A 16572-nucleotide genomic window follows, 5' to 3' on the forward strand; every position below is an offset into this window, starting at 1 on the left:
GTTCAAAAGAACCCGTTCCAGTGGGGCGGCCACATCAAGGCCATGATGCCAGCCAAGGCCAGAAAAGGCGCGAACGGCTGGGGCCTGTCGGGCCCGCCGCGTAGCCTGCCGGCCACACCGACGACCAGGCCAGCGACGGCCGCCAGCAGCAACAGCGGCGCCAACTCGCCCACGCCCAGCCACGCTCCCAGCGCGGCGGTGAGTTTGAAGTCGCCAAACCCCATGCCCTCGCGGCCCGTGAACCACTTGAACACATGATAGAAAATCCACAGCACACCATAACCGACGACAGCGCCCAGCACCGCGTGCGGCAGCGGCGTCAACACCCCGTCAAGGTTGACCAGCAACCCCGCCCAAAGCAGGGGCAGTGTGAGGATATCGGGCAGGATATAGCTGCGGCTATCGACCCAGGCCATCAGCACCAGAGCCAGGCAATACCCCATCGCGCTTGCCGCCAGCCAACCCGGTCCGAAGCGCCAGATGCACGCCATGAACAGCGCCGCCAAGAGCAATTCGGGCCACGGGGTGCGCCAGGCCGCGGTCTGCCGCGTTGCCGCGCGCGACGCCAGGTACCAGCCTATCACCGGCCACAGACGACGGCGCGCCCGCAGGGGCAGGCTCAGCTGCTCAGACCGGCCTCGCCAGGCACGCCGCAGGTGCAAGGGCAGATAGTGGCTGACCACGGTCGCGCACCCGCCCAGCGCCAAGCCCGCCAAGGCAGCCAGGAGATAAACGGCGGGAAGTGACATGCGGGCAGCCTTATGGACGTATCAGAGACAGAAAGCGACAAACGTGATCCGCCAGTGTATCGAACCGAAATGTACTCTGACGTACACGCAGGCGTCGTAAAACGCCGTCAAAGCTCCATGCCGGGCAGTGCACCGTATCGAATCACGGCAATCCTGCGTAAAATCAGGACAGACCAACAAACTCCGGACACGCTGCCATGTCAGCCCTCACGCTTGCCTCCCGACTCCGCCCCCTTACCCTGGCCAGCACGCTGCTGGCTGCGGCACTCATGGCCGGTTGCGCGCAACAGCGCACCGAGGGCTACTACAACCCGCCGGCCGCCAGCACGGTCACGGACGCCCAGGCTCAGGCCCAGGCCGCCAACTATCGCACGGTCTTCAACGCCCCGTCTCAATTGCAGATCGAGCTCAAACCGCGCCAGCCGGGTCGCCAGCAGGCCGTGCAACAAGCCACGGCCAGCAACGAGCAAGGGGTAACGGCACCCAGCTACGACGGCGCAGAAAGTGCCGACGCGGCCGCGCCAGCCACGGCCTCGACCGCCGCGCGTGAGCTCATCCCTCAGGCTCAGACGTATCAAGGCACGCTGCCCTGCCTGCATGCCGACATGAACTGCACCGCGCAACTGGTGACGCTGACGCTGGCCCCCTCCGGCCAGTGGCGCGCTCGCATCTCCTACCTCAATGGCCACCCCAACGCTGGCAAACCGGCCTTCGAACAAGGTTGCTGGAGTGCCCTGCACGAGCGCCCGCCGCGTGTGCTGCTGATGGAAGCCAACGGCAACGTCCGTGCGGACTTCACAGTCCCGGCCAACAATACGCTGCGGGTGCGCGCCGTCAACGGCCATATGCCCAACCTCAACTACACCCTGACCCGTCAGCCGGATCTGAATCCGGTGTCCGAGCTGGACAAACAGCCGGCGCCGCACTGCGGACAATAAGCCCCAGCCTGAAGCACGCCGGCGCGGGCTCAGCCAGCGCCGGCCGGTAGGGGCAGAGGTGGCACACCAGCTCCAGCACATTACGCACCCCGAGCTTACGGAAGATACGCGCCCGGTGCGCATCGAGATGCCCAGTTCGATGGCGATGACCTTGTTTGCCTGGCCGCGCGCCAGATAGGCCAGAACCTCGCGCTCACGCGGAGTGAGTGCGGGCGTTGAAGAACACTCGGCAGAAAAATCAGCTCGCATGACAACCACCTGCAATCCAGCGTTGCAGGCAGTGTGTCAGCAGTGCCCGGCCCGGGCCATCTGATTGTTCCGAGGCCCGAGCGGTTTTGCGACAGCGCTAGATTTCGAGATTGTCGATCAACCGCGTCGCACCCAGCTTGGCGGCGGCCAGTACCACCAGGGGCTCGCGCAGGCGGAAATCCTCGGCGCCGGGCGCCTTCAGGTCGCGCTGCCGGCGCAAAGACACATAATCGACGTTCCAGCCATGCGCAGACAACTGCGTCACGGCCTCCTGCTCCAGTGTTGCGAGGTCGCTCGCGCCATCGAGCACACGTTGGCGCAGTGCACCCAGCACCGCATACAGGCGCGGTGCCTCGGCGCGCTCTTGGGCCGACAGATAACGATTGCGCGAGGACAGCGCCAGGCCATCGGCAGCGCGCACGGTTTCATGCGCCAGAATTTCCACCGGCAACTGAAACTGGCGGCACATGGCGCGCACGATCATGAGCTGCTGATAGTCTTTTTTGCCGAATACCGCCACACGCGGCTGCACGCAGGACAGCAGCTTGAGCACGACCGTGCATACGCCCTGGAAAAACCCCGGCCGAAACTCCCCTTCGAGGATGTCGCCCAGATCATCGGGCGGTTGGACCCGGTAGCTCTGCGGCTCGGGATACATTTCGCGCTCGTCTGGCGCGAACACCATATACACGTCGCGGTCGCGCTCCATCTTCTCGACATCGGCCTGCAGGGTGCGCGGATAACGATCGAAATCCTCGTTCGGGCCAAACTGCAGGCGGTTGACGAAAATACTGGCCACGACGGGATCGCCGTGCTGGCGAGCCAGCTTCATGAGCGCCAGATGGCCCTCATGCAGATTGCCCATGGTGGGCACGAACGCAATACGATTTTGACCGCGCAAATGATCGCGCATGTCCTCGATGGTATGGACGACTTTCAAGAAACTCTCCGGAGTCTAGGCTGCGGCGGTCGCGCTGGTATAAGCCAGGCGCACGTAGATAGGCGCGTAGGGTTCGGCCTGAGTGATATCCAGCAAGGACTCGCGCGCGAGTTCCAGCATGGCGATGAAATGCACCACCACCACCGCCACCGGAGCCCCTTCGGTGATGCGCTCCAGAAAGAGGTCCGTGAACTCGATGAAGCGCACATCGTTGAGGCGGCGCAGGATGTGCGTCATGTGATCGCGCACCGAGAGCTGCTCGCGGGTGATGTGGTGATGCTGGTTCAAGCGGGCGCGCTTGATGATGTCGGCCCAGGCGCTGCGCAGATCGTCGAGACTGACCTCCGGCAGGGCGCGCTCGACGCTGATGTCGGCCACGCCCTGGGCGCGCTGGAAATCGCGGCCCAGTTGCGGCAAGGCGTCCAGCCGCTGCGCGGCCAGCTTCATCTGCTCATACTCGAGCAGGCGGCGCACGAGTTCGGCGCGTGGATCCTCGGGCTCTTCACCGGTGTCGCTCTTTTTGACGGGCAGCAACATGCGCGACTTGATCTCGATCAGCATGGCCGCCATCAGCAGGTACTCGGCGGCCAATTCGAGATTGTGCGTGCGGATCTGGTCTACATAAGACAGATACTGCCGCGTGACATCCGCCATGGGGATGTCCAGCACATTGAAGTTTTGCTTGCGGATCAGGTAGAGCAGCAGATCCAGCGGTCCCTCGAACGCCTCGAGAAAAATCTCCAGCGCGTCGGGCGGAATGTACAGATCGGTCGGCAGCTGAAACAACGGCTCGCCGTAGAGGCGGGCAAAAGCCACGCTATCGACGGTATCGGGCGTGCTGTCGACAGGCGGCTGAACCAGAGCCTGCAGATCCTCGCCCGGGATCATCGTATTTTGCGCCATTCGGGCCCGCTGCCGGCCAGCCTCAGTCGGCCTGATACACGTACGGCTTCTGCGGCACACGGGCCGAGCGGAAGCCTTCGAGCAGTTCGGTGTCCTGCGGCTTATCCCAGAGCCGGGCACGGCCTTCACGCTGCCCCTCTTCGGTGCCGGGGTGGCTGGCCTTGTAGTCTTTCAGGAACTTGGTGATTTCGGATTCGTAATTCTTGGCCATGGCGGAGCAAGCAGATAGTTTACGGAATAGTACATAGTGTACTGTAGCCAGACCGGGCCGCCTGCGTCGCCGGCGGTACAATCGTCCGGCACATTGCCACCCGTCTCCCATGCCCGCCGAACCCGCCTCAGCCGCTTCGTCTTCCCTGACCGATCCCAAGGCCGCCCGCGCGGCACGCATGATCCCCTTTATCGTCGGCTGCGCGCTGTTCATGCAGATGCTGGACTCCACCGTCGTGGCCACTGCCCTTCCGGCCATGGCGGCGGCGCTGGGCTCGACCCCCGTACGGCTGAACGTGGCCATTACCTCCTATCTGCTGGCGGTGGCCGTCTTCGTGCCCATCAGCGGCTGGGCCGCCGACCGATTCGGCGCACGCCGGGTTTTTGTCAGTGCAATCGCGCTGTTCGCCCTCAGTTCGGTCGCCTGCGCACTCTCGCAAAACCTCGCTCAACTGGTTGTCGCCCGCGTGGTGCAAGGTCTGGCTGGGGCCATGATGGTGCCGGTGGGGCGGGTCATTCTGTTGCGTACCGTGCCCAAGCAGGACCTGCTCAAGGCCATGTCCTTTCTGTCCATTCCCGCGTTGCTGGGGCCGGTCATCGGGCCGCCGCTGGGCGGCTTCATGGTCACCTACATGTCCTGGCATTGGATTTTCCTGATCAATGTGCCCATCGGTATCATCGGCATCTACCTGGTGTTGCACTTTGTCGAAGAGATCCGCATGGATGACACGCCTCGGCTCGACGGCATCGGCTTTATCCTGAGCTCGGTCTGCCTGGCCGGTTTGGTCAGCGGCTTCGAAGCCCTCGGCCATGGCCTGCTCAGCCCGGCCATGCTGGCGCTGCTGCTGATCGGCGGCCTGGCTTGCGGCGTGCTCTACCTGTGGCACGCCAGGCGCGTGGCGTATCCCATCCTGGATCTGACGCTGTTGCGCATCCCGACCTTTGCCATTTCCACGCTGGGCGGAAACCTGTGCCGTTTCGCCGTGGGTGCGGTGCCGTTTCTACTGGCGATGCTGCTGCAGGTGGGTTTCGGCCTCTCGCCCTTTGAGGCGGGCATGATCACCTTCGCGAGCGCGGCTGGCGCATTGCTGATGAAGTTCGTCGCCACCCCCATCGTGCAGCACTTCGGTTTCCGCCGCGTGCTGACCATCAACGCCGTGCTGACCGGCCTGTTCATCATGTGCTGCGCGCTTTTCACGCCGCAAACGCCGGTCTGGCTGATGATCCTCATTTTGCTGATCGGCGGATTTTTCCGTTCGCTGCAATTCACCGGCGTCAACACCCTGTCCTATGCCGACATCCCGGCCGAAAAAATGAGCCGCGCCAGCAGTTTCTCAGCCATGGCGCAGCAACTCGGCATCAGCCTGGGAGTGGGCGTGGCCGCCATCACGTTGAATCTGAGCATGCGCGTGCGCGGCGACGACCACCTGGCCGTGCCGGACGTCATCGTGGCTTTCGTCACCATAGGCGTGCTGTGCGCGCTTTCCACATTGTCCTTCCGCCGCCTGGCACCTGACGCCGGCGCGCAACTCAACCGGAACAAGGTGCAACGTGACGACGAGTGATTATGTGCTTGCGCTGGACCAGGGCACCACCAGCTCGCGAGCGATCGTTTTCGACCGCAAAGGCGCCGTGCGCGGCGTCGGCCAGCGGGAGTTTCGCCAATACTATCCACGCCCGGGCTGGGTAGAGCACGATGCCCTGGAGATCTGGAGCAGCCAGCTCGAAGTCGCGCGTGAAGCCATCCGCAATGCCGGCGTGAGCGCCGCCGACCTGGCAGCCATCGGTATTACCAATCAGCGTGAAACCACGCTGCTTTGGGAGCGCAGCACCGGGCGCCCCCTGGCGCGCGCCATCGTCTGGCAGGACCGCCGTACCGCACCCCTGTGCGAGCACCTGCGCCGCGACGGCCACGCCGACTGGCTGCAATCGCGCACGGGACTTGTCGTGGATGCGTATTTTTCCGGTACCAAGCTGGCCTGGCTGCTCGACCATGTGCCGGGTGCGCGTCAGGCGGCCGAACGCGGCGAGCTGGCTTTCGGCACCGTGGACACCTGGTTGATCTGGCAACTGACCCACGGCGCGGTTCACAGCACCGATCCCAGCAATGCCTCGCGCACCATGCTCTTTGATCTGCACACGCAGGCCTGGAACGAAGACATCCTGGCCTTGTTGAACATCCCGCCGTCCGTATTGCCCCAGGTCGCGCCCAGCAGCGCCGTCATCGGCCAGGCGCACCCCCAGTGGCTGGGGGGCCCCATCCCGATTGCCGGCGTAGCGGGCGATCAACAGGCGGCCACCTTCGGCCAGGGATGCTTTGCGCCAGGCATGGCCAAAAACACCTACGGCACAGGGTGTTTCATGCTCATGAATGTGGGCGACAAACCCGTGGCTTCGCACAACCATCTGTTGTCCACCGTCGGTTGGGGCCTGCCCGATGGCGACCGCTAGCTGTGAACTGTCAATAGGTTGTATTCGTCCAGGTTGAGTCTGGAGATGGGTACAGCGCGCCCGATGCCTTGGTGGGGTCGATGCCAGTTGTAGTGGTGTAGCCAGGATTTCATGGCATCGGCTCGGTGTTGGGAGTTCTGGTAGGTGTGAGCGTAAGCCCACTCACGCAAGGCCGACTGGATGAAGCGTTCGGCCTTGCCATTGGTCTGTGGGCGGTAAGGTCGGGTAAAGCGGTGCTTGATGCCCAGCTCATGGCACAGCGCGGCGAAGGCGCGGCTGCGAAAGGCCGAGCCATTGTCGGTGAGCAAGCGCTGGATGGTCACGCCCAGGCGCTGGTAGTAGGCCACTGCGTCCTTGAGGAACTGGACGGCGCTGGGGAAGCGCTCGTCGGGGTGGATGTCGGTGAAGGCCACGCGGGCGTGGTCATCGATGGCCACGAAGACGAAGTCCCAGCCGGCCCCCTCAACGGTATCGCGTCGGTTGCCCGTGACCCGGTGGCCAGGGCGCTGGATACGTCCCAGCTTCTTGATGTCGATGTGCAGCAGATCGCCGGGGGCCTGATGCTCGTAGCGCACCACCGGCTCGGCCGGCTCCAGGTCGGCCAGGTGCGACAGACCGGCGCGGGCCAGGACGCGGCTGACGGTGCTGGCTGACACGCCCAGCGCCTGGGCGATGCGCGCTTGGGTCAGCCGCTTGCGGCGCAGCTCCACGATAGCCAGCGCCTTGGCCGGCGCAATCGCTCGGGGCGAGACCGTCGGGCGCGAGGACGCATCGGCCAAGCCCGCCTGGCCCTGAGCCAGGAAGCGGCCCAGCCATTTGCGCACAGTCGGCGCGGTGACCCCATAGGCGCGGGCCGCTTCAGGCACACAAACTTGATGGGCGATCAATTGCTGGACCATTTCGAGTCGACGTAGGAAGGTCAATCGGGCATGCTTATGGGTGTTCATCCGGCCGGGCTCCTTGAGTGAACTGGGGGGTTGGCGATTTCCAGTTTCTCAAATCCGGTTCGGATGAACCATGCATACAACCTATTGAATCTTCACAGCTAGCGCAGCACCTACATGCTCGAGGGAAGCGTCTTTGTCGCCGGCGCAGCGGTGCAATGGCTGCGCGACGGGCTGGGCATCATCCAGCATGCCGAAGACATCGAGCCTCTGGCCGCGAGTGTGGCCGATACGGATGACGTCTTCATGGTGCCAGCCTTTGCCGGACTGGGCGCCTCGGAATTGCGGGTCGATGGAGGCGCGGCGCGCAACGATCTGCTGATGCAGATGCAGGCCGATCTGCTGGGCGTGCCGGTGGTGCGCCCCCGTATTGCCGAATCCACCGCCCGAGGCGCAGCCGGCCTGGCCGGGCTGGCGGTCGGTTTCTGGAGCGATCAGCAAGAATTCGCCGCCCAGTGGCAGGCCGAACGCCGCTTCGAGCCGCGCTGGCCAGCCGATGTCCGCCTGGCGCGCATGCAGCGCTGGCGTCAGGCCGTCGAGTTGTCCAAGCATTGGACGCTGCCGGCCTGATGCACCTCAGAAAAATGGCTTGGCCACGGCCAGCGTGATCGCCAGCGCAGTCAGCAGAAAGACCGTGGCACCCGCCAGACTCATCCACTCCGGCGCGCGATACTCCTGCTTGTCGAGCATGCGGGTCAACACCCGGGTCTGCCACAGTTGCAGCAAGGTCAGCAGGACCACCAGAGCCACTTTCACGTCCAGCCACAACTGGCCAAACCAGCCCACCATGCCGCCCATGACCAGGCCACAGCACCAGGTCAGCGCCATGGCCGGCAGCACCAGCCGATGATTCCAGCGCGCCATCCGGCGCAGGCTGGCCGCCGAAGCGGCCGAAAAGCCCGTGACCGACGATAGCCAGAGCAAGCCCAGGACCCAGACGGTAATCGCCAGCACATGCACGATCTTGATGACGGAATACAACTCCATCGTCTGCTCCAAGCCTGATGGATCAGTTCAGGCTGGCACCCGAGATACTGACGATCTCGCCGTACTTGTCCTTTTCGGCCTTGACGAAAGCGGCAAAGTCTTCCGCACTCATCGGCGCCTGCTCCGAACCCATGGTCAGCAGACGCTGACGCACCTCGGGACGATTGAGCGCATCGGTGTAGGCCTTGTTGAGTTTGGCAACGACAGGAGCCGGCGTGGCGCCTGGCACGAACACGCCAAACCAGGTGCCCAGGTCAAACCCCTTCACGCCCGACTCTTCCACCGTCGGCACATCCGGCAGCAACGAGGAGCGCTTGGCCGTCGTCACTGCCAGCGCCTTGACTTTGCCATCCTTGATGAGCGGAGCCGAGGCGGCCAGATTGTCGAACATGAAGTCCGATTGACCGGATAGCAAGGCCAGTTGGGCCGGCGCGGCGCCCTGGTAAGGGATATGCTCGGCGGCGATACCGGCGCGCGCCTTGAGCAGCTCACCGGACAAATGGCCCGCACTGCCATTGCCGCCCGAGCCGTAGTTCAGACGACCAGGATTCTTCTTGGCGTAAGCGACCAGATCAGCCACGTTGTTGATGTTGTTCTTCTGCGCGAAGTCGACGTTCATGACCAGCACATTGGGCACCGACGCCACGATGGTGATGGGCGCGAAGTCCTTGACCGGATCGTAGGGCAGGTTGGCAAACAGGAAGGGATTGATGGCGTGCGTGGCTACGGCCCCCATCACCAGGGTATAGCCATCGGGCGCGGCCTTGGCCACCAGATCTGCGCCGATATTGCCCCCCGCGCTCGCCTTGTTCTCGACGATGACGGGCTGGCCCAGGGAGTCGCGCACCTTTTCGGCCAGCAGGCGAGCCATAGTGTCGAGCGGGCCGCCGGGCGGATAAGGAACGATGAAACGCAGGGGTTTATTCGGGAAATCGGTCTGTGCCGCAGCCGGTGCGAGCAGCGACAGGCCTGCAGTCAGGGCGAGGACGCCACCGAGCAGCGCTCGGCGCGAGGTGGACACGAGGGAACGGGTCATGAAAGTCTCCGGACAGGGATGTTTTATATGCGTACGTTGCGTTTGGCCCGTAGCATAACGCAGCCATCCCGTCCGGGAGAGCATGCGCACGGCCGACTCCGGCCGCGCGACGCGTCAATGAAGGATCTGGCTGAGGAAAAGCTGGGTGCGCTCGTTTTTGGGGTGGTCGAAGAACTCGTCGGGCGTGTTTTCTTCGATGATCTCGCCGCGGTCCATGAAGATGACCCGATTGGCCACCTTGCGCGCAAAGCCCATTTCATGGGTCACACACAGCATGGTCATGCCGCTTTCCTGGGCCAGGCTGACCATGACATCGAGCACCTCCTTGACCATTTCAGGGTCCAGCGCCGATGTCGGCTCATCGAACAACATGATCTTCGGGCTCATGCACAGCGAACGCGCAATCGCTACCCGTTGCTGCTGCCCGCCAGAAAGCTGGCCAGGAAATTTGTGCGCCTGGTCAGGGATTCGCACCCGTTCGAGATACTGCATGGCCGTGGCCTCGGCCTCGGCGCGTGATTTCTTAAGCACCCAGACCGGCCCCAGCGTCAGGTTCTCCAGCACCGTCAGATGCGGAAACAGGTTGAAGTGCTGAAACACCATTCCGACATCCTTGCGGATGGTTTCGATCTGCTTGAGGTCGTTGGTCAGCTCCGTACCGTCGACGATGATCTTGCCCTGCTGATGTTCTTCGAGGCGGTTGATGCAGCGGATCATGGTCGACTTGCCCGAACCCGAAGGGCCACAGATCACGATACGCTCGCCGGATGCCACGTCCAGATTGATGTTGCGCAGGACGTGGAACTGGCCGTACCACTTGTTGACGTCCTGCAGGCGGATGATGGCATTGGACATGCCTGTACTCCCGAAAAAGTGACCGGCCAGCGCGAGGTTGGCCGGCGCGTTTCTATCGTTGATGACCGGTCGCCAGGCGGCGCTCCAGCCGCTGGCTGTATTTGGACATCGAGAAGCAGAAGACGAAGTAGATCAGCGAAATAAAAATATAGGCTTCCACGCTGAAACCCCGCCAGGCCGCATCCGACAACGCCGCCTTGGCCGCCAGGGTCAGATCGAAGATACCGATGATCACCACCAGCGAAGTGTCCTTGAACAGCGCGATGAAGATGCTGACCAGGGGCGGAATGACGATCTTCAAGGCCTGCGGCAGGATGATCTTGCGCATCTTCTGCCAGTACGACAGGCCAAGCGAATTCGCTCCCTCGTATTGCCCTTTGGGAATGGCCTGCAGACCGCCCCGCACCGTCTCGGCGATATACGCCGCCGCAAACATGATGATGGCGATCTGCGCGCGCAGCAGCTTGTCTATCGAAAAGCCTTCGGGCAGAAACAGCGGCAGCATCACCGACGACATGAACAGCAGGCTGATGAGCGGCACGCCACGGATGAGCTCGATGTAGACCACGCAGAGGGTCTTGATGGCCGGCATATGGGAACGACGCCCCAACGCCAGCAGCACGCCGATCGGAAATGCGAAAGCGATACCGAAGGTCGACAGTATCAAGGTCAGCGGCAGGCCGCCCCAGCGGCTGTTCTCAACGTAAGTCAGGCCCAGGACACCGCCCCACATGAGCACGGCGACCAGGGTCAGGCCGACGATCCACACCAACGCCAGCGCCGGCCTCCAGAAGCGGCGCATGCCACTGATGATGATGACCGCGATCAGGATGAGGCTGGCGATCAGCGGCCGCCACTGTTCATCGTAGGGATACGTACCAAACAGGATGAGCCGGTGCTTCTCGACGATAAACGCCCAGCAGGCGCCGCCCGAGGCACGGCACTCCTGCGCCGAACTGGCCGTGAAGTCGGCTTTGATGAACGCCCACTCCACCAGCGCGGGCACCGCCATGATCAGCAGCCAGGCCAGCAGCACCGTGGCCAGAATGGATAGCGGCGAGGAGAAAAGACGCGTCTTCATCCAGGCCCAGGGGCCGACGTGGTGGGACGGCGGCGGCAAGTCGGAGCGCGGGGTTTGCGTAGTGCTGCTCATATCAACGCTCCACCAGCGCGATGCGCTTGTTGTACCAGTTCATGAAGATGGAGATCGACAGGCTGACCGTCAGATAGGCAGCCATGATGATGAGGATGCCCTCGATGGCCTGCCCGGTCTGGTTCAGCGTGGTGTTGACCACCGACACGATGTCCGGATAGCCGATCGCAACGGCCAGCGAACTGTTTTTGGTGAGATTGAGGTACTGGCTGGTCATGGGCGGGATGATCACGCGCAGCGCCTGCGGCAGCACGACCAAACGCAGTACCTGCGAGCGGCGCAAACCCAGCGAGCTGGCCGCCTCCCATTGACCGCTGCTGACGGCCTGGATACCGGAACGCACCACTTCGGCGATGAATGCCGAGGTGTAGATAACCAGACCGGCCAACAGTGCGGCAAACTCGGGAGTCAGAGTCAGGCCGCCCTGGAAATTGAATCCTTTGAGTTCCGGCAGCGACAGCGACAACTGCATGCCGCTGACGATCCACCCCACCAGCGGGCAAGCAATCAGCAGCGCCACCGCCACACGGCCCAGCGGAAACACCCGTCCGGTTTCATGTTGGCGCTTCTTGGCCCAATGTCCCAGCACCAACGTGGCGATGATGGCCAGGCCCAGCCCAAGCAGAATCCAGTCCAGCGAGGCGCCGACCGCTTCGGGCACTTTGACGCCACGGTTGGACACGAAAACCCCAGGCAACGGGTTGTGCGCCTGACGCGGCCCCGGCATGTTTTCGGTGATCAGTGCATACCAGAAGAAAAGCTGCAGCAGCAGCGGCACATTGCGCATGACCTCGACATACACCGACGTCAAGCGCGCGACCAGCCAGTTCTTGGATAACCGGCCGATCCCGATCAATGTACCCAGGATGGTGGCCAACACGATGCCAAGCACGGCCACGCGCAGCGTATTGAGCAGCCCCACCAGAATGGCGCGGCCGTAGGTATCCGAGGGGGAATAGGAGATGAGTGTTTCGCCTATCGCGAAACCTGCTTCACGATTGAGAAATCCAAAGCCGGTGGATATGTTGCGTACAGCCAGGTTATGCAAGGTGTTCGACACCAGGAACCAGACCGTCAGCGCCACCAGCCCCACTGCAACCACCTGGTAAATCACGGCACGAAAGCCGGGGTCATTCCAGCTGATCCGACGTCGCGGCGCCTGGGCCGGGGCGTTTTTCTGGGTTGTCGCCATAGATGCTTCTGCCAATAACGGATTCAAGGCGGCGTCATGCCGCCCGTAGCTACCCGCTCCGCACGGGCTCGGCCGGGTGCGCTGCACCCGGCCGTGATGCCTGCGCTTAGCGCACCGGCCAGCCGTACATCAGGCCGCCCTGCTTGTAGGAAGCATTGAGGCCACGATCCAGCTTCATGGGACCGTTCTTGCCCAAGGTGGACTCGAAGCTTTCGCCATAGTTGCCCACTTGCTTGATGACGTTGTAGGCCCATTTGTCATCCACACCCAGGTTCTTGCCCATGCCCGGGGTCACGCCCAGGATGCGCTGCACGTTGGGGTTGGAGCTCTTGAGCTGCTCGTCGACGTTCTTGGAGGTGATGCCGTATTCTTCGGCCTCCAGCATGGCGTTGAGCGCCCAGCGCACGACGTTGAACCACTGCTCATCGCCCTGGCGCACCATGGGGCCCAGCGGTTCCTTGGAGAAATCTTCCGGCAGGATGATGTACTTTTCCGGATTCTCGAGCGTCGTGCGGGTCGAGGCGAGTTGCGACTTGTCGGTCGTGAAGGCGTCGCAACGGCCGGCCGAGAAGGCGCGCACGATTTCATCGTACTTGTCGATGACCACGGGCTTGAATTCGATCTTGTTGGCGCGGAACCAGTCGGCCAGATTCAGTTCGGTGGTGGTTCCCGGCTGCACGCAGATAGTGGCGCCGCCCAGCTCCTTGGCGCTCTTGACGCCAAGATCCTTCGACACCATGACGCCCTGGCTGTCGTAGTAGTTCACGCCCACGCCAATCAGGCCCAGGGTGGTGTCGCGCGTCTGGGTGACGGTCGTATTGCGGGTCAGCGCATCGATTTCACCCGACTGCAGCGCGGTGAAGCGTTGCTGAGTGTTCAGGGGAGTGACCTTGAACTTCGTCGCATCGCCAAACATGGTCGCGGCGATGGCGCGACACAGATCGACGTCGATACCTTTCCATTCGCCCTTGCTGTCTGCGATCGAAAAACCAGGAATACCGGTAGACACGCCGCACTGGACATAACCCTTCTTTTTCACGTTGTCGAAGGTTGTGCCGGCGTGCGCGGCCGAACTCGCGGCCAGCAATGCAGCACCCAGTGCGGCAAATTTCAGTGCTTTCATGGTGATCTCCGTGTAAGGATGACATCGAAGCGCCAGCCTGGTGGGCCAACGTGCTTTGGCGGATGGTAAAGGTTGGTTAAATTTGGGGACATGGGGGAAATCCCTTTCCGTATTTTCCTTATTTAAGGGACACAAACCACGGATCCGCAACCCTTGCCGGAGCCCGCCTCTGGCCACTGACCGCAACGCGTCTTCCATCCTGGCATGGTAAGATAGGGCGGAGTTACTATTGCAGCTTCTTCTGCCTGCTCGCCATGATCGAATTCCAGCACGTATTCAAATCCTATGGTCGCGGCCGGAACATTCTGGCCGACATCAACTTCCGCGTGGACGCGGGGGAATTCGTCTTTGTTTCGGGCCCGTCGGGCGCCGGCAAATCCACCCTGCTCAAGCTGATCGCCGGCCTGGAACCGCCCAGCCGCGGCTCGATACAGGTCCATGGCCAACGCCTGGACAAACTCTCCAGCCGCGCGCGTCCCTACTTACGCCGGGCCGTCAGCGTCATCCTGCAGGATACGCATTTGCTCTATGACCGCAGCGCGCTGGCCAACGTCATGTTGCCCCTGTCGGTGATAGGCCAGGCGTCCGACGCCGCCGCGGGCCGGGCGCGGGCCGCCCTGGACAAAGTCGGTCTGGCCGGCAAGGAAGACCTCAACCCCATCGAGCTATCCGGCGGCGAGCAACAGCGTCTGGCCATCGCCCGCGCCATCGTCAACCGTCCGGCCATCCTGATTGCGGACGAGCCCACTGCCAATCTGGATGACGACAACGCCCAGCGCATCATGAATGTGTTCCGTGACTTCAACCGGGTAGGGGTCACCACGCTGATCGCTTCCCACGACCAACAGCTCATGGCACGTTACACGCGGCGCACACTGCGCATTGATCACGGCAAATTTCACGACTCCCAAGGAGAGGCCGCATGAAGGCCTGGTTGCGGCAGCACCGTTACGCTCTGGCCATCACCTTGAAACGCCTGGGGGCTCAACCTTTCTCCTGGCTGGCCAACCTGCTGGTCATGGCGCTGGTGCTGGCCCTGCCCCTGCTGGGCAGCGCCGTGCTGGTCTCCGTCCAGCCGCTGGCGCGCCAGATTTCCGTCACGCCCGAGCTCACCCTCTACGTGCAACCAACGGCCCCCGCCGGCACGGCCGCCGCCATTACCGAGCGTATCGGCCGGGAGTTCGGCGACCAGATTGCCGCGGTGCGGCTGATGCCGCGCGATCAGGCGTTGAAGACACTGCGCCAGAATCCTGCCTGGTCAGGCGCGCTGGCCGTTCTGCCTGAAAATCCCCTGCCGGACGCCGTGGTGGTCACACTGGCCGGCGGCGACGACCTGGCTCAGCGCGCGGGTGTGCTGGCCGACGGTTGGCGCAAATGGCAATACGTCGATCAGGTACAGCTCGACAGCGCCTGGGTCCAACGCCTGGAGGCCATTCTGCGGTTCGCCAGTCTGGGACTGGGGTTTCTGGCGATCTGCGTAGCCGTGGTCGTGCTGGCCACCGTCTTTAACACCGTGCGCATGCAGGCCCTGACCCAACGCGAGGAGATCGCCGTGGCGCGCTTGGTTGGCGCCACCGAATCCTTCGTCCGGCGGCCCTTTCTCTACCAGGGCGCCTTGTCCGGCGCACTGGCCGCCCTGTTGGCCATCGCCGCGGCTGCGGCCGCATTGGTGCCGCTGAACCAGGCCGTGCTGCGCCTGGCCCGTAGTTACAGCACCGAGTTTGCGCTGCATCTGCCAGAGGTGCCTGCTCTGGCGGCCGCCGTCATCGCCGCCGGCGTGCTGGGTGCGCTCTCGGCGCGCTGGTCAGTCACGCGCAGTACCCGCTTTTAAGCTTCTTGATCCCCGAAAAGCCCGCGCCCGTTCGGCACTACAGTGCCTGAACGGGCGCTTCGCTTTGTGGCCCGGACGCACCACGCCATCCAGTGCAAGACAAAGGTCATGCTTGTACGGCAGAATATTGCGAACGACGATAACAATTTGAAACCTGGCCCCGTTTTGCGGTCCGAACCCGCTGAGTCTGCCCTATGACAGCCCGCCTCGACGCCCGCGCCTCCCGCCACTACTACGACAGCACCTTCGGCAGCCATGCCGTCAAAGTTCTACCCAACGAGTACTTCGTCACAGCCGGCGAGGACATCATGCTGTCCACCGTGCTGGGCTCCTGCGTGGCGGCCTGCCTGCGCGATCCGGTCACCGGCGTGGGCGGCATGAATCACTTCATGTTGCCCGAAGGCGATGCCCAATCGCCCGCCTCGGCCACCATGCGCTACGGTGCGTTCGCCATGGAGGTGCTCATCAACGAACTGCTCAAGGCCGGCGCCGCCCGCGAACGATTGCAGGCCAAAGTCTTCGGCGGCGGCGCCGTCCTCAGCGCCATGCAGCAGATGAACATCGGTGAGCGCAATGGGCGTTTCGTTCTGCAATACCTCAAGACCGAGGCGATCCCGGTACTCGCCCAGGATCTGGGCGACATTCATGCGCGCCGCATCCACTACTTCCCGCGCGAAGGGCGGGTGCTGGTGCGCAAAATGCCCGCGCATCATGCGCGCGCCGAAGAAATCATTGCCCACCGCGAACACCTGGCCGCTCAGTCCGCCCGGGACAAGGCGCGCTCAGCCCCGCGTGTCGAACGCTTCGACCGGCCCAAAATGAAGGTCGAACTGTTCAATATGCCGCGGCGCCCGGTCGGGCAGGCGTAGCGGAATCGGGAGCCAGGGTGCTGGGTTAGTCGTCCAACGCGGTTTGCGCTCGACGACATGCCCGCGCGAATAGCGCACGCATATTCGTGCGGTAACAGGCCCAGTAAAAAGCTTGTTCGGGCAAGAAGAGCCCGGCACCTGA

The 16572-nt window shown here is 63.2% G+C and carries 16 protein-coding genes and 3 pseudogenes; 7 read left to right on the plus strand and 12 right to left on the minus strand.

Going from position 1 to position 16572, the window contains the following annotated elements:
• Nucleotides 1-2: 2 nt before the first annotated feature.
• Nucleotides 3-749: a prepilin peptidase gene (locus tag LK440_RS14210; RefSeq protein ID WP_005018331.1), complete on the minus strand. Its 747-nt coding sequence runs from the start codon at nucleotides 747-749 to the stop codon at nucleotides 3-5.
• 197 nt (nucleotides 750-946) lie between these two features.
• On the opposite strand from LK440_RS14210, the gene LK440_RS14215 reads away from it, so the two are divergent.
• Nucleotides 947-1687 (plus strand): copper resistance protein NlpE N-terminal domain-containing protein, encoded by a 741-nt coding sequence (locus LK440_RS14215; protein ID WP_005018328.1) that lies wholly within the window; start codon nucleotides 947-949, stop codon nucleotides 1685-1687.
• Nucleotides 1688-1846: 159 nt separating this feature from the next.
• On the opposite strand, the pseudogene LK440_RS14220 reads toward LK440_RS14215, so the two are convergent.
• The 4 genes and pseudogenes from LK440_RS14220 to LK440_RS14235 all read right to left on the minus strand — a co-directional run.
• Nucleotides 1847-1936: pseudogene (locus tag LK440_RS14220) on the minus strand (hypothetical protein); the annotation flags it as partial.
• A gap of 97 nt (nucleotides 1937-2033) precedes the next feature.
• Nucleotides 2034-2876 carry a pantoate--beta-alanine ligase gene (gene panC, locus LK440_RS14225; RefSeq protein WP_005018322.1) on the minus strand — a complete coding sequence of 281 codons (843 nt, stop codon included), beginning with the start codon at nucleotides 2874-2876 and terminating at the stop codon, nucleotides 2034-2036.
• Nucleotides 2877-2891: 15 nt separating this feature from the next.
• Nucleotides 2892-3779: a segregation and condensation protein A gene (locus LK440_RS14230; protein ID WP_005018318.1), complete on the minus strand. Its 888-nt coding sequence runs from the start codon at nucleotides 3777-3779 to the stop codon at nucleotides 2892-2894.
• Between the two features lie 22 nt (nucleotides 3780-3801).
• A complete protein-coding gene (locus LK440_RS14235; RefSeq protein ID WP_005018317.1) occupies nucleotides 3802-3990 on the minus strand; it encodes a DUF3460 family protein in 189 nt (62 codons plus the stop codon).
• A 109-nt stretch (nucleotides 3991-4099) separates the two neighbouring features.
• Here LK440_RS14235 and LK440_RS14240 point away from each other — a divergent pair, with 109 nt between their 5' ends.
• Both LK440_RS14240 and LK440_RS14245 read left to right on the plus strand, forming a co-directional pair.
• Nucleotides 4100-5554, plus strand: a complete 1455-nt coding sequence (locus LK440_RS14240; RefSeq protein WP_005018315.1) for a DHA2 family efflux MFS transporter permease subunit — start codon at nucleotides 4100-4102, stop codon at nucleotides 5552-5554.
• Nucleotides 5541-6434, plus strand: a pseudogene (locus tag LK440_RS14245) (FGGY family carbohydrate kinase); the annotation flags it as partial. The gene LK440_RS14240 and the pseudogene LK440_RS14245, both read left to right, overlap by 14 nt.
• Before the next feature lie 2 nt (nucleotides 6435-6436).
• On the opposite strand, the gene LK440_RS14250 reads toward LK440_RS14245, so the two are convergent.
• Nucleotides 6437-7387, minus strand: coding sequence for an IS481-like element IS481 family transposase (locus tag LK440_RS14250; RefSeq protein ID WP_005012067.1), 951 nt, complete (start codon nucleotides 7385-7387; stop codon nucleotides 6437-6439).
• Between the two features lie 105 nt (nucleotides 7388-7492).
• On the opposite strand from LK440_RS14250, the pseudogene LK440_RS14255 reads away from it, so the two are divergent.
• Nucleotides 7493-7954 (plus strand): annotated as a pseudogene (locus LK440_RS14255) (FGGY-family carbohydrate kinase); the annotation flags it as partial.
• 6 nt (nucleotides 7955-7960) lie between these two features.
• Here the strand turns inward: LK440_RS14255 and LK440_RS14260 are convergent.
• From LK440_RS14260 to LK440_RS14285, 6 genes are all read right to left on the minus strand, one after another.
• Nucleotides 7961-8371, minus strand: a complete 411-nt coding sequence (locus LK440_RS14260) for a CopD family protein (protein WP_005018307.1) — start codon at nucleotides 8369-8371, stop codon at nucleotides 7961-7963.
• A 22-nt stretch (nucleotides 8372-8393) separates the two neighbouring features.
• Nucleotides 8394-9407 carry a Bug family tripartite tricarboxylate transporter substrate binding protein gene (locus LK440_RS14265; RefSeq protein ID WP_005018306.1) on the minus strand — a complete coding sequence of 338 codons (1014 nt, stop codon included), beginning with the start codon at nucleotides 9405-9407 and terminating at the stop codon, nucleotides 8394-8396.
• Nucleotides 9408-9521: 114 nt separating this feature from the next.
• Nucleotides 9522-10262 carry an amino acid ABC transporter ATP-binding protein gene (locus LK440_RS14270; RefSeq protein WP_005018305.1) on the minus strand — a complete coding sequence of 247 codons (741 nt, stop codon included), beginning with the start codon at nucleotides 10260-10262 and terminating at the stop codon, nucleotides 9522-9524.
• 52 nt (nucleotides 10263-10314) lie between these two features.
• Nucleotides 10315-11415: an amino acid ABC transporter permease gene (locus LK440_RS14275; protein WP_005018304.1), complete on the minus strand. Its 1101-nt coding sequence runs from the start codon at nucleotides 11413-11415 to the stop codon at nucleotides 10315-10317.
• Nucleotide 11416: 1 nt separating this feature from the next.
• Nucleotides 11417-12607, minus strand: a complete 1191-nt coding sequence (locus LK440_RS14280; protein WP_005018302.1) for an amino acid ABC transporter permease — start codon at nucleotides 12605-12607, stop codon at nucleotides 11417-11419.
• A gap of 106 nt (nucleotides 12608-12713) precedes the next feature.
• A complete protein-coding gene (locus LK440_RS14285) occupies nucleotides 12714-13730 on the minus strand; it encodes an amino acid ABC transporter substrate-binding protein (RefSeq protein WP_005018300.1) in 1017 nt (338 codons plus the stop codon).
• A 254-nt stretch (nucleotides 13731-13984) separates the two neighbouring features.
• On the opposite strand from LK440_RS14285, the gene LK440_RS14290 reads away from it, so the two are divergent.
• From LK440_RS14290 to cheD, 3 genes are all read left to right on the plus strand, one after another.
• Nucleotides 13985-14656 (plus strand): cell division ATP-binding protein FtsE, encoded by a 672-nt coding sequence (locus LK440_RS14290; RefSeq protein WP_005018298.1) that lies wholly within the window; start codon nucleotides 13985-13987, stop codon nucleotides 14654-14656.
• Nucleotides 14653-15561, plus strand: coding sequence for a cell division protein FtsX (locus LK440_RS14295; protein WP_005018296.1), 909 nt, complete (start codon nucleotides 14653-14655; stop codon nucleotides 15559-15561). The genes LK440_RS14290 and LK440_RS14295 overlap by 4 nt, the downstream gene beginning before the upstream one ends.
• Before the next feature lie 194 nt (nucleotides 15562-15755).
• Nucleotides 15756-16430: a chemoreceptor glutamine deamidase CheD gene (cheD, locus tag LK440_RS14300; RefSeq protein ID WP_005018293.1), complete on the plus strand. Its 675-nt coding sequence runs from the start codon at nucleotides 15756-15758 to the stop codon at nucleotides 16428-16430.
• Nucleotides 16431-16572: the final 142 nt, after the last annotated feature.

The organism is Bordetella holmesii, from assembly GCF_020735985.1.
In the GTDB taxonomy this organism is placed as follows: Bacteria; Pseudomonadota; Gammaproteobacteria; order Burkholderiales; family Burkholderiaceae_B; genus Bordetella; species Bordetella holmesii.

Coding starts and splice junctions, on each gene's coding strand:
- LK440_RS14275 (WP_005018304.1), bottom strand. CDS start 11,415: ATGAGCAGCACTACGCAAACCCCGCGCTCCGACTTGCCGCCGCCGTCC.
- LK440_RS14290 (WP_005018298.1), top strand. CDS start 13,985: ATGATCGAATTCCAGCACGTATTCAAATCCTATGGTCGCGGCCGGAAC.
- LK440_RS14210 (WP_005018331.1), bottom strand. CDS start 749: ATGTCACTTCCCGCCGTTTATCTCCTGGCTGCCTTGGCGGGCTTGGCG.
- LK440_RS14230 (WP_005018318.1), bottom strand. CDS start 3,779: ATGGCGCAAAATACGATGATCCCGGGCGAGGATCTGCAGGCTCTGGTT.
- LK440_RS14295 (WP_005018296.1), top strand. CDS start 14,653: ATGAAGGCCTGGTTGCGGCAGCACCGTTACGCTCTGGCCATCACCTTG.
- LK440_RS14270 (WP_005018305.1), bottom strand. CDS start 10,262: ATGTCCAATGCCATCATCCGCCTGCAGGACGTCAACAAGTGGTACGGC.
- LK440_RS14265 (WP_005018306.1), bottom strand. CDS start 9,407: ATGACCCGTTCCCTCGTGTCCACCTCGCGCCGAGCGCTGCTCGGTGGC.
- LK440_RS14250 (WP_005012067.1), bottom strand. CDS start 7,387: ATGAACACCCATAAGCATGCCCGATTGACCTTCCTACGTCGACTCGAA.
- LK440_RS14285 (WP_005018300.1), bottom strand. CDS start 13,730: ATGAAAGCACTGAAATTTGCCGCACTGGGTGCTGCATTGCTGGCCGCG.
- cheD (WP_005018293.1), top strand. CDS start 15,756: ATGACAGCCCGCCTCGACGCCCGCGCCTCCCGCCACTACTACGACAGC.
- LK440_RS14280 (WP_005018302.1), bottom strand. CDS start 12,607: ATGGCGACAACCCAGAAAAACGCCCCGGCCCAGGCGCCGCGACGTCGG.
- LK440_RS14260 (WP_005018307.1), bottom strand. CDS start 8,371: ATGGAGTTGTATTCCGTCATCAAGATCGTGCATGTGCTGGCGATTACC.
- LK440_RS14215 (WP_005018328.1), top strand. CDS start 947: ATGTCAGCCCTCACGCTTGCCTCCCGACTCCGCCCCCTTACCCTGGCC.
- LK440_RS14235 (WP_005018317.1), bottom strand. CDS start 3,990: ATGGCCAAGAATTACGAATCCGAAATCACCAAGTTCCTGAAAGACTAC.
- LK440_RS14240 (WP_005018315.1), top strand. CDS start 4,100: ATGCCCGCCGAACCCGCCTCAGCCGCTTCGTCTTCCCTGACCGATCCC.